At 53.3% G+C, this 11922-nt stretch carries 12 protein-coding genes; all 12 read right to left on the bottom strand.

Translation table 11 applies throughout. From position 1 onward, the window contains the following. Positions 1-8: 8 nt before the first annotated feature. The 12 genes from ACLIN2_RS06840 to ACLIN2_RS06785 all read right to left on the bottom strand — a co-directional run bounded on the left by ACLIN2_RS06840 (position 9) and on the right by ACLIN2_RS06785 (position 11418). On the bottom strand, positions 9-407 hold the full coding sequence (locus ACLIN2_RS06840; RefSeq protein ID WP_092266301.1) for a Zn-ribbon domain-containing OB-fold protein: 399 nt from the start codon (positions 405-407) through the stop codon (positions 9-11). A gap of 1 nt (position 408) precedes the next feature. Further along, complete coding sequence (locus ACLIN2_RS06835) at positions 409-1560, bottom strand: acetyl-CoA acetyltransferase (RefSeq protein WP_246011048.1); 1152 nt, start codon at positions 1558-1560, stop codon at positions 409-411. Positions 1561-1569: 9 nt separating this feature from the next. Then, entirely contained in the window at positions 1570-2814 is a 1245-nt protein-coding gene (locus ACLIN2_RS06830) for an MFS transporter (protein WP_411503603.1), read from the bottom strand. A 28-nt stretch (positions 2815-2842) separates the two neighbouring features. Continuing rightward, positions 2843-3268: a MaoC/PaaZ C-terminal domain-containing protein gene (locus ACLIN2_RS06825; RefSeq protein WP_092266304.1), complete on the bottom strand. Its 426-nt coding sequence runs from the start codon at positions 3266-3268 to the stop codon at positions 2843-2845. Between the two features lie 27 nt (positions 3269-3295). Next, positions 3296-3715: a MaoC family dehydratase N-terminal domain-containing protein gene (locus ACLIN2_RS06820; RefSeq protein ID WP_092266534.1), complete on the bottom strand. Its 420-nt coding sequence runs from the start codon at positions 3713-3715 to the stop codon at positions 3296-3298. Positions 3716-3752: 37 nt separating this feature from the next. Continuing rightward, on the bottom strand, positions 3753-4919 hold the full coding sequence (locus tag ACLIN2_RS06815) for an acyl-CoA dehydrogenase family protein (protein WP_092266305.1): 1167 nt from the start codon (positions 4917-4919) through the stop codon (positions 3753-3755). Positions 4920-4938: 19 nt separating this feature from the next. Further along, entirely contained in the window at positions 4939-5697 is a 759-nt protein-coding gene (locus tag ACLIN2_RS06810; RefSeq protein WP_092266306.1) for a beta-ketoacyl-ACP reductase, read from the bottom strand. Between the two features lie 16 nt (positions 5698-5713). Beyond that, positions 5714-6646 carry an MBL fold metallo-hydrolase gene (locus ACLIN2_RS06805; RefSeq protein WP_411503602.1) on the bottom strand — a complete coding sequence of 311 codons (933 nt, stop codon included), beginning with the start codon at positions 6644-6646 and terminating at the stop codon, positions 5714-5716. Between the two features lie 215 nt (positions 6647-6861). Next, positions 6862-7815: an MBL fold metallo-hydrolase gene (locus ACLIN2_RS06800; protein WP_411503601.1), complete on the bottom strand. Its 954-nt coding sequence runs from the start codon at positions 7813-7815 to the stop codon at positions 6862-6864. 4 nt (positions 7816-7819) lie between these two features. Next, positions 7820-8794, bottom strand: a complete 975-nt coding sequence (locus ACLIN2_RS06795) for an electron transfer flavoprotein subunit alpha/FixB family protein (protein ID WP_092266309.1) — start codon at positions 8792-8794, stop codon at positions 7820-7822. 16 nt (positions 8795-8810) lie between these two features. Continuing rightward, entirely contained in the window at positions 8811-9578 is a 768-nt protein-coding gene (locus ACLIN2_RS06790) for an electron transfer flavoprotein subunit beta/FixA family protein (protein WP_411503600.1), read from the bottom strand. A gap of 160 nt (positions 9579-9738) precedes the next feature. After that, positions 9739-11418 carry a sigma-54 interaction domain-containing protein gene (locus ACLIN2_RS06785; RefSeq protein WP_327930488.1) on the bottom strand — a complete coding sequence of 560 codons (1680 nt, stop codon included), beginning with the start codon at positions 11416-11418 and terminating at the stop codon, positions 9739-9741. Positions 11419-11922: the final 504 nt, after the last annotated feature.

The following is an 11922-nucleotide window of genomic DNA, read 5'->3' as shown; positions in this document are numbered from 1 at the left end:
CTTTGTAGCTAGACTAGCTTGAAATAAGGCAGAGTGAGATCATCGTCCACTTTCTCGAAGGTGACCGTAACCGGTTTACCGATGGCAATGTCCTCCCGATTCCCGGTGATCCGCGTCATCATCCGCACGCCCTCTGCCAGCTCAACGATCGCCACTACATAGGGAGCCTGATCAGCAAACGGACCAAACGCTCGATGAACAACGGTATAGCTGTAGATTTTTCCCTGTCCGCTCGCCTGTGTCCATGAGATCTGATCGGAAAAGCAGTGTGGACATAAGAGCCTCGGATAAAAAATGTGCTTGCTGCAATCATCACAATGCTGGATCATGAGCTCGTGGTTGTTCAAGCCATCCCAGTACGGCTTGGAATCGCTGTCGACCACCGGCTTTGGAATTTGGCCCGCCATATTAATCCCTCCCCAGAATAACCGTTGATGTGGATGAGAGGACGCCGCCTGTACCGTTGACCAAAGCAAGCTTGGCATCTGGCACCTGACGCTCTCCGCTTTCCCCCCGAAGCTGGCGAGCCGCTTCGATCAGCAAGAAGATCCCGTACATGCCTGGATGGGTATAGGAAAGCCCTCCGCCGTTGGTATTCATCGGGAACGCCCCGCCTGGTGCGGTTCGCTGACCGCTGACAAACGCCCCGCCCTCACCTGGCTTGCAGAAGCCGAGCGCTTCCAAGGTGAGCAGTACGGTGATGGTAAACGAATCGTAAATTTCTGCCACATCGATCTCATCATGCGTCACTCCCGCCATCTCAAAGGCACGGCGACCGGACTCACGCGCTCCTGTCATCGTCAAATCAGGCATGTTGGCAATAGAATTGTGGGTATGCGTCTCCCCGTGTCCGAGAATCCAGACCGGACGTTTTTTCGCACGAGCCGCTGCCCGTGCAGACGCCACCACCACAGCCCCGCCGCCATCCGTCACCAGGCAGCAGTCCAGAAGATGCAGCGGCTCTGCAATCATCCGGGATTTCAGAACATCCTCGATCTCGATCGGCTCGCGCATCATCGCTTTTTCATTTTTCATCGCCCATTTGCGCGTAGCTACCGCGATCTCTGCCAGCTGCTCCGATGTCGTCCCGTACTGGTGCATGTGCCGCATGGCCGCCAGCGCATACGCCCCGACTGTCATGGGCAAGCCAAAGGATCGCTCATACTGCTCCGTGAGAGGAGCAAAAGGGACGGCAGCGCCCCGTGCAGGGTTGGAGCGCTGGGTGCTTCCATAAGTGATCAGCGCTACATCGAACAGTCCTGCTCGAATCCCTGCCAAGGCATGCCCGACATGCGACTCAAATGAAGAACCGCCTATATTGGTTCCATCCGTAAATTTCGGCTTGATGCCCAAATATTCTCCCAGCATCAAATTGGGCGCCCATGCCCAGTTCCCCGCGGTAAAGAGTGCATCCACATCATCTTTTGTGAAGCCAGCATCATCCAGCGCCGCTTTTGCCGCTTGTGCCTGCAGCTGCAGCACGTTTTTCCCTGGCACCAAACCTAAATCAGACTCGGCGACCCCCACAATCGCCGCTATACGCTCCGATTTCAAAACCACTCACCCCCACTAAACTGTTTTCTGAACGGTATTGGATTGCTGATGTCCAGACGTTTTCCTCTCCCGATGCGTCCAGAGCAGAAAGGCGCCGACCGTCAGAAGCAGCAGCCCACCGGAGAAGAAGAACGGACTGCTCGCATGCACCGAGAACAGCCATCCGGCAATCAACGGCCCTAGCGTACGTCCCAAGCTGCCTACTGTGTTGTAGGAACCAAAACCGCTGCCCTGCAATGCCGACGAGATTCGCAAGGAAATCCCGGTCGTAATCGAAGGAAAAGCAAGACCGCGACAAAGGGAAAGGAGCGCTACTGCGCCAAATGCCCACACCAGCAATTGAGAGAGTCCCAGAAGAAAGAAGCCGACTGCTCCAAAGGAAAAGCCAATCACAATCGTCATCATGTCTCCATAGCGGGTAAAAATGCGGGCAAAGACGGTTGCCTGGGCAATCGCACTCACCCCTGCATTCATCATGAACGCCCAGCCCGCCATCGTCTGCGTCGACTGAAGCGGGCCTGTGATGTAGTAGGAAAGCGTTGAGGATATGCTCGCGTCCGCCAATGCGATAACAAACGATCCGAACAAAAGCGGCGCGATCATCCTGTTTTTCAGCAGTAGGCCTAATCGTTTTACCCCAGCTACCCATGCATTTTCTTTGTTCACTTCCGGGCGGATCGCTTCCGAAGCCCCTTCCGCAGGCTTACTCCCTCGCGGCAAAAAGCGCATCGCCAAAAGTCCGTTGAGAATCGAAAGCAATCCGACACTGGCAAAGGGCACCCCAATGCCGAAGATACTGAGAAACGCTCCAACCGGCGGTCCGAAAATAAAACCAATGCCATTGATCGAGCCCATATAGCCCAGTATTCGCGGCCGTTCCTCGGCACTGGTCAGCTCTGTCACCAATGCCATCGAAGACGGAGATACGGCTGATGCCATCATCCCGGCCAGAAACCGCAGGATCAGCAATACCGTGATATTGGGTGCCAGCGCCAAGAGTGCGGAGGACAAACCATAGCCGACGATGCCCATGATCAGGACGGGGCGACGTCCGAGCCTATCGCTTGCCGCGCCCCAGAGAAAGCTGGAGAATAAGGAGGCGACCGAAAAGACGGAGATCGCCAGCCCCATTTCCAGAGGCGTAGCACCCAAGTGTTTTGATAAAAAAGGCAAGGTGGGCAAGATTACCCCAAATCCCAAGCTCGTGAGAAACATGGTTGAGAGCAGGAGCCAAATGGATGCCTTTCGCGTGAGATCCACCCTCTTTCATGCAAGACAGGAGGGATGGTCAGGCGGTCTGATAGTACGTAAGCGACGCTTCCCCGACTGTTAAGGCTTTTCCCTCTTCCCGTTCAATCCGAACCTCCAGGCCAACGGTACGCTCTTTCTCGTCCTTGGCTACCACCTTTGCATGGCAGGTCAGCACGTCTCCTGGAAAAACCATTCCGGCAAAGCGCACCTTCAAGCGGCTTACAAACCCATGCGTTCCCACGATCCCGGCAGCATGCTCGGCGAGAAAGCCCATGCTCAGCATGCCGTGGGCGATCACTCCAGGAAGGCCTACCTTGCGTGCCGTCTCGTCATCCGTATGAATCGGATTAAAGTCACCGGAAGCTCCTGCGTATTTCACCAATTGCACTTTTTCTATAGCCGTTTGAATCAATGGTTCCAGCTGCTGTCCTACCTCGATTTCGTCCCAGCGAATCGACTGCATCGACCTATCCTCCTTTCCTGACCAGCCTTACAGAATGATTGTGCTTCTTCCCGTGAATACCAGATTCCCATCTAAATCCTCGCCGCGAATTTCCGTTACCAGAAAGGTCATCGCCCCTAGTTTTCCTGCGCGCTCGTACACATCGACTACCTTGCTCGTGCAGCGCAGCGACTCTCCTGCGACGATCGGACGTACATAGCTATACTCCTGCTCGCCATGCAGCACGCGCGCCGCCTTGATTTGAAGATTGGGATTGGGTACACGGAATGTCGTCGGGAATGTCGGAGGTGCGACCAAGCTGGCAAAGCCGTGTTTTTTCGCAAATTCCTCATCCGTATAGAGAGGGTTGGGGTCGCCAATCGCATTGGCAAACGTCCGGATTGCCCCTTTTTCGATCTCTATCACTTTCGACTCGCTTGTGCTGCCAATCACACTGCGATCAAGCACCAAAGAAGAGCCCTCCTTTCATAGAATCGATTCGGTTTTACAAGAGCTCGCCCACTTTCACATGGCCTTTGAGCAGGTTGCGGGAGATCGTCCGTTTTTGGATCTCATCCGTTCCTTCAAAAATGCGCCACAAGCGAGCTTCGCGGTACCAGCGCTCGATTGGCAGCTCCTTGGTGTAGCCCATGCCGCCGTGAATTTGCAGCACGCGGTCCACGACCTGGTTCGCCATGACAGATCCAAACAGCTTGGCGATAGAGGATTGGTGACGGGCATCCATGCCGTTTTCCACCATCCATGCGGCGCGCAGCACGATCCATTTGGCTGCTTCGATCTCTACAGCAGAATCGGCAATCATCCATTGGATCGCTTGACGCTCTGCGATCGGTTTGCCAAAGGTAACACGCTGCTTGGAATAATCAATCCCCATTTGCAGCAAGCGTTCGGCTGCCCCTACTGCACGTGCTGGAATCGCCCAGCGCCCTTGACCAATCCATTTCATACTCAGGTTGAAGCCTTTGCCCAGCTCGCCCAAAATGTTTTCTTCCGGCACACGGACGTTTTCAAAGACGAGAGAGGCAGGTCCCCATTCGCCCATCGTCGGGATGTTTTCCGAGCGCCAGCCCATGTCACGGTCCACCAGGAAGCAGGTCACACCGCCATCTGCGCCTTTTTCCTTGTCCGTTACCGCGAATACCATCACGAAGTCTGCTTCATTTCCGTTCGTGATGAATGTCTTTTCCCCATTCAGCACGTACTCGTTGCCATCCTTGACCGCAGTCATGCGAATGCTGCGCGCATCCGACCCCGCTCCTGGCTCTGTGATCGCAAAGCAGGAACGACGCTCGCCATTAATCAATGGGATCAAATATTTTTGCTTTTGCTCCTCGTTGCAGTGATACAAAATGTTATCTGCACTGCCGCCGAAGTTGAAGGGGACGAAGGTTCGGCCCAGCTCCATGGTAATCAAGGCACTCATGATCGGACCGAGATTGGCTCCGCCGTATTCCTCAGGCGTATTGATTCCCCAGAAGCCCGCTGCTTTCGCTTTTTGCTGCAAAGCTTTCACTTCTTCACGGGAGATCCCTGGCTTGCCTTCCCGTTCATTGCGCAGCACCTGCTGCTCATAGGGCATAACTTCCTTTTGTACGAAATCCCGTACCGTACGTTGTATCATGCGTTGTTCATCGGTTAATGTGAAATCCATCCTGCATTCCTCCTCTTAATTAGCGGCTGCCGCCGTTGATATAAATGACTTGACCAGACACATAGCTCGCATCGTCACTCACCAGATACGCCACCAGATTTGCTACGTCCTCCGGCTGACCCACACGCCGCAATGGGATTCGCTGCGAAGCCAGGCGCTGGTTTTCTTCAAAATCAGCCCCTACCCGCTCTGCTGTCTGGCGTGTCATGTCCGTCGCAATGAAGCCAGGAGCAACGGCATTGACGTTGATGTTGAATGGGCCAAGCTCTATAGCCAGTGTCTTCGTAAAGCCCTGCAAGCCTGCTTTTGCTGCGGAATAGTTGGCCTGCCCGCGATTGCCCAATGCAGAAGTGCTGCTCGTATTGACGATTTTTCCGTAGCGCTGTTCAACCATGTACTTTTGCGCCGCGCGACTGCACAGAAAGCTCCCCTTTAGATGCACGTTCATGACCGTATCCCAGTCGTCGTCGCTCATCTTGAAGAGCAGATTATCCCGCAGCACGCCTGCATTGTTCACCAGGATGTCGAGTCTGCCAAACTTGGCGGCCACTTTGGCAAAGGCTCCATCTACATCTTTCGAGTCTGCCACGTTGCAGCCAATGGCGATCGCTTCACCGCCCGCTTCCTGGATCGACTGCACGGTTTCCAGGCAGGCTTCCTCTTTCAGATCGATTACGCCCACCTTTGCACCGTCTTTCGCCAGTCTTCGTGCCGTCGCCGCTCCAATGCCGCGACCAGCCCCCGTCACCACCGCTACCCTGCCTGTCAACTGCCCCATTCCCAAGCCTCCTTTTCTAAATCGCCCGATAGTGGGCCACCTTGCCAACCATCTGAACGGCAGCTCTAGCCTGCTCCTCCAGCAGGTCCAAATGCCCCTGAATTTCCGATAGCCCTAAAAAGATCGACCTTCCCTGTAAGAATGGAAAAAGTGCGTGGCTCAACTCATAAACCGAATGTGGATTCTCTCTCAAATGCTCGTAGATCCGCTCGCAGCGCTCCATTTGTTCGGTAAAACGCTTGTCAATTACGCGCCGATGCCCGCAATAAGCGGTACCATGACCCGGATAGATGGTCTGAAACGACAAATCGTACGTTTTCCGTAACGACTCGCGCAGTTGGATGAGCGGCTTTTCTCTCTCTTCCTGCTCTTGATCTGGCGGAGTAATGAAAGCGTTTGCGGAAATGTGTTCCAGCAGGTAGTCACCGACGAATGCGTCCCCCGTCCTTTCATTCCACAAACAAATGTCGCTCTGACTATGTCCAGGCACATACAGTACTTTCAGCGCTGCACCACCGGCCATTACCGTATCGCCATCTTTCACGTACCGAACGTGCCTCCACTCTTTCTGGCGATAGGGCTGCCTGCGCTGAAAAATATCTGCGGCTCCACACCGCGCAATGAACGAGTCAAAAAATGATTCCGACTGCTCGTGAACAGCTTTGCCGCAAGCAAGCTGTCTTCTTGCCTGCTCGTGGACGTAAATCGGAATGTCTACGTGCCTCTGGATGTCTGCCACGCCGCCACAGTGATCGTCGTGCATATGGGTCACAATGATTTGCTGCAGGTCGTGAAGGGAAAGCCCATGCTTGGCTAAGCCTGCTTGCAGCTGCTCCAATGACGCTTGCCCAGGTATCCCGCTATCGATCAGGGTAACGGGGTCACCCGCCAGCATGTAAACGTTCACGTCTCCTTCCATGTAGGTTGTTTCGATTTCAATTTGGATCACCTCAGAGATTAGACGCCCCTCCCCTCATTATCTATCTGAATGTTCACACTATTTACCTTTAGCAACAACCGTGCCAGTGAAGAGCAAGCTGGAATCCCTCCTGCTGTTCCACCCTGTCAGCCTGCGCTGTGCCCTGCCAAGTCAAATTTGATTTGCTCCCCGTCTTTCAGATGCGTTCATCGTAAGCCACAACTGAGTAACTTATTTTTGACTCATTAATTCATTTTTGTTTCACTGCCCGCCTTTGCCGCGCCCACGAAGGCGGGACGCGTAAATTGGTCCACATGCTCCGGATTCAGCTTGTGAGCCATGGCGTACTCCAGAAAGTAATCACCCAACGGCTCTCCCTTGCGAATCATTCGCTTCAAATGCTTGGCGATTCCCATCTGCTCATTACGTACGATAAAGGTTGCTTGCCCATGGTCCTTGCGAAAATAGATCACATCCTGCAGGATCAGCTCTGCCGGCGAGCAGCCTTTTTTGATTGCCTGCTTGATCCGCTCCTCGCGACGCTCGATAATCTCCAGGTACTGCTCCAGCTTCCTCGGATACTCCTCCCGTAATACCATGCCCTTCTGGTGGGAGGTGAGGAAGTATTTCGCGTCTACCTCAAGCGTCATGCGAGCAGAAGCAATGAACTGATCGATGTCGCTGTCAGGGCCAAAATACCAAGGCCCGAAGCTGGTCAAATCAATATCGCCGATCATCAGAATGCCATGCTCCGGGATATAGGGGCAGCAAAAACCCTCGCTGTGCCCAGGTGCATGGAGCATGATGACCGTCGTTCCTGACATGTTGATCTCCTGCTCATAGGGATAGATCAGCTGGGGGGTTCCGGCTGCTTTTCTGGCATCCGTGCTGCCGCTTCCTCCAGTCTTCCTCATTTCCGCAAACTGTAGGAGCCTTGTGTAGTCATACGGATTGATCAAGATTTGCGTCTGATCAAACAAAGGCGTCCCACTCGTATGGTCAGGATGAAAGTGCGTCAAAAAAATTTGTCGGATCGACTGCTGCTGCAAATAAGCGAAAACGGAAGGGCCGCCGCCGCAATCGATTAGTGTGCTCTCCCCACCACTCTTGTCGCGGATCAAAAGAGAGGTAGAGAATGGCGAACGGCTCTGACTCTCTCCGGGGACGATTTCCACGGGACCGATTTTTTCGTAATTCATGACGTTACCCCTGTGTCAGCAGCACGTTTTGAAATTCCGCCGTCAGAAGCGGTACCACCTCAAAGAGATCGCCCACAATTCCATAATCCGCCACCTGAAAAATCGGAGCTTCCGGATCTTTATTGATAGCTACGATGCATTTGGAATTCGACATTCCCGCCAAATGCTGAATCGCTCCAGAGATGCCGCAAGCAATGTACAGATCAGGGGTCACGACTTTTCCGGTCTGCCCGATCTGCATCGCATAGTGGCAGTATCCGGCATCGCAGGCACCGCGTGATGCGCCAACCGCACCTCCAAGTACGTCAGCAAGCTCCTTTAATACGGCAAAGCCTTCTGCGCTTTTAACCCCGCGCCCGCCGGAAATGATGATCTTTGCTTCACTCAGATCGACACCGCCCGCCGTTTTGCGCACAATCTCTTTGACAATCGTTCGAATATCCTTGATCTTTGGCTGGAAGGGAACGATCTGCGTCTGCACTGGGTTCTCCACCGGCTGAAAGTTGTTGGCACGCAAGGTCGCAAAGATGACCCCTTCCTGGAATCCCCGCTTCTGAAATGCTTTTCCCGCGTAGATAGGACGGTCAAAGGCAATGCTCCCCTCTCTGTCTTCCATCGCGGTGCAATCGGTGAGCAGACCTAGCCCCAAACGAGCGGCCACTCGAGGTGCGATCTCTTTTCCGATCGCGGTATGCCCCATCAGGATGACATCGGGAGAAATCGTTTGGACCAGCTGGAGCAGCGTTTGTACATAGGCATCAGGCGTGTAAACAGCGAGGGCATCATCCTCCGCCACATACAGCTTGCTGGGACCGTACTTGCTGATGGCTTCCACATGAGCAGCTCCGCCATTCCCGATGAGAGCGGCGACAACTTCCCCGCCTGCTGCCAGCTTCTGCGCCACCGTCAGCGCTTCAAATGAAACATTTCTCAGCTTTCCATCCTTTGTTTCCGCAAGCACCATGACTTTTTTTCCCATGGGTATTCCTCCTCTATTAGATGACTTTCGCTTCTTTGCGCAGCAGTTGGACCAGCTCGCTCACCTGCTGCCCGAAATCGCCGGCGAGGATTCGTCCCGCCTTTTTTTGCGGTGGATAAAATTGATCGAACACGACCGTCCGTGCAGCCAGCTCTTCTTTGTTCACTCCCAAATCATCGACAGCCAGGTACTCCAGCGGCTTTTTCTTCGCTTTCATAATGCCCGGCAGAGAAGGGTAGCGCGGCTCGTTTAATCCTTGCTGTGCTGTTACCAGAAGGGGGAGTGGGATCTCGGCAATCTCGACGTCTCCTTCCACGTCGCGCTCGACGGTAGCTGTATCTCCCTCGATCACGAGCTTGGTCACCGCCGAAGCATGCGCGATACCAAGTGCTTCTGCAACGCGCAGCGCCACTTGGCCTGCTCCCGAATCTACTGCCATATTGCCCCCGATCACCAAGTCAAATGGTCGTGTCTGGATCGCAGCCGCGAGCAGCTGGGCTATCGTCCATTCGTCACATTCGAGGTCTTCCGGATCAATCCGTACGCCACGGTCAGCTCCCATCGCTAATGCTGTGCGGATCGCATCCTCTGCCCGCTGCGGACCGACCGTGATCACCGTTACTTCACCGCCTACCTCTTCCCGCAGCTTGACAGCCTCTTCCACCGCGTACTCGTCGTACGGGTTGATGATAAACTGCACGCCATCTTCACTGATTCTCCCATTCTGCAGGACGACTTTTTCTTCTGTATCAAATGTTTGCTTGAGCAGCACCAAGATGTTCATTTGTGTTCCTCCCCTTTTTCCAGCCTTTTCGAAATGATGGATACGTAGGTTTCTTGAAGCACAAAGCGTGCCAAAAGAAAGAGTGTTCTCCCCGTAGCAGGGACAAAAAAAGACAGCCCTCCTGTCCCACGGAGGCTGCCTGAATGCTTCTCGTTTTTCCTTACAGCTTGTATTTTTTCAGCTTTCTGACGATCGTCGCCTGACTCGTTCCCAGCTCCTCCGCCATCTTGTAGGTGCTATGGAACTTTTGTACGGCCAGCGCAAGAATCTCCCGCTCAGCGATCTCGGCAGCTTCTTTTAACGTCATCACTCTATTGAGTTCACTGGTTACGGAATGGCTTCCTGCACATTCACACTCGGCATAGTCTACGGGCAAATCCTCGACCATGATAATACTTGACGGAACAGTGAGGACCAGACGCTCGACCAGATTCGTCAGCTCGCGGACGTTTCCCGACCACTTGTAATGGTAGAAGAAGCTCTCCAGCTTGTCATCGAATCGCTTCTCCGTACTGTATTTGCGATTCACTTTCTCGAGCACAGAATTGGCAAGCGGAACGATATCTTCCTTTCGCTCGCGAAGCGGCGGGATCGAAATCGGCAAGACGTTGAGCCGGAAAAACAGGTCTTCCCGAAACTTGCCCTCTGCCACCATCTGCTTCAAGTCGCGGTTCGTAGCTGCGATCAAGCGCACGTCGATTTTTTTCGATTTCGTCGCACCGATGCGTTGAATTTCCTTTTCCTGCAGCACCCGCAGCAGCTTCACCTGAAGAGCGAGCGGCAGCTCACCGACTTCATCCAAAAATAGCATGCCATTGTCCGCCAGCTCAAACATGCCCGGCTTGCCCGTTTTGTTGGCTCCCGTAAAGGCACCCGCCTCGTAGCCAAACAGCTCCGACTCCAGCAAATCGTAAGGGATCGCACCGCAGTTTACTTTGATGAACTCTCCCTTTTGGCTGCGCTTGGAGGAGGCGTAGAGATGCCGGGCCAGCACGTCCTTTCCGACACCCGTTTCACCTAAAATGAGAACGGTCGCATCGACATCTGCCACCCGCTCTGCCATATCGTATATATCAATCATTTGCTTGCTTTCGATGACGACATCCGAGTCGATCAGCTTCAGCTTGCCTTTCAACAGGTCCAGCTCACGGCGGTACTGGCTGTTCAATTCAAAGGCCCTCTGCAGCTCGTTGTAGTAGTGATTGACCTCCGTCAGATCTCTTACGTTCGTGATGATCTTGTCAATTTCCCCGTTTTCTTTCAAAATCGGGATCCCTGTCGCGAATGCCTTCCGCTCCGATAACTGATACACGTAGTCGACTCGCTTTCTCTCCTCCAGCACTTTTAAGGTAATGGAGCGTTTCAGCGTCCCTTCCTTGACCAAATCGGCTACATTGTGCCCCACAAAGCAGTGCTTGGGATAGCCGGTCATCTTTTCAATCGCGCTGTTGACCTTCAATGTCACACCCTTCTCGTCAGTGATGTATATCCCGTCATTGGAGCTTTCCATCACGGCCTCCAGCTGCGTTTCCAGATTGGCGACCTCTTGGCGCAGCTGCTGTACCGGTGTGGTATCCGCTACGATGTACAAGGTGAACGGCTGCTCTTCTACCAGGATGGAATGGTGCAGCAAAACATAAGGACGGTTATGTAAGGTAACGGAAACAAGAAAGGATTCTTCTGGCTTCCACTGATCAAACACGGTTTTCACATCCGCACCAACCGTATCTCCACCAGCAAGTCTGGCAAAAAGGAAATTGTAATGCTCGATACAGTCCTCTGCATTCGTAATCACCAAAGGAAAGGGTAGAAACTCCAACCATTTTTGACAATGCTGCACTTTGGTTCCCTCCTGAGTTTCATGATCGAAAGCGTTTTCAAATTGACAGCTGACGAAAAGTCCACCAAGAAAAAAACACACGAATGAGCAATCCCGTGCGAGCTTCCCTTGCTATTCAGTTTCCCTTAAATTGCCATTGTTTAAATAGTACAACATTTCTGAATACTTGTCTTGATCATTTTTGAATTTTTGATTCAACATTGAATTACGGTCTTTTCCGTTCGCTTTAAAAATGATGTCTGTATGGCTTCAGTGGAGAGGAGGAAAAGCGAGAAAACGCTCCGTTAGTAGGGCCACTTGCTACGGGGTCATCCCTGTCCGGCTCCATTCCAAAAGCGGACCCCGCGTCCAAAGTGGTCGTCTCCCGGATGCTTGTTCAGAGGTGGACGCTAAAGGCAGGTTCCGCTTTTTCCACTCCGCCTGGGCTGTGTCCCTAATGCCCTCGCTTTTTTCTCTCTTTTCCTCAGCCATCTATTTTGATTGAACGGGCTTTTTGTGGGACTT

This window comes from Brevibacillus centrosporus, from assembly GCF_046622605.1.
Taxonomy (GTDB): Bacteria; Bacillota; Bacilli; order Brevibacillales; family Brevibacillaceae; genus Brevibacillus; species Brevibacillus centrosporus.
The sequence above is the reverse complement of the archived record's forward strand: the minus strand, read 5'-3'. Positions and strand labels throughout refer to the sequence as shown.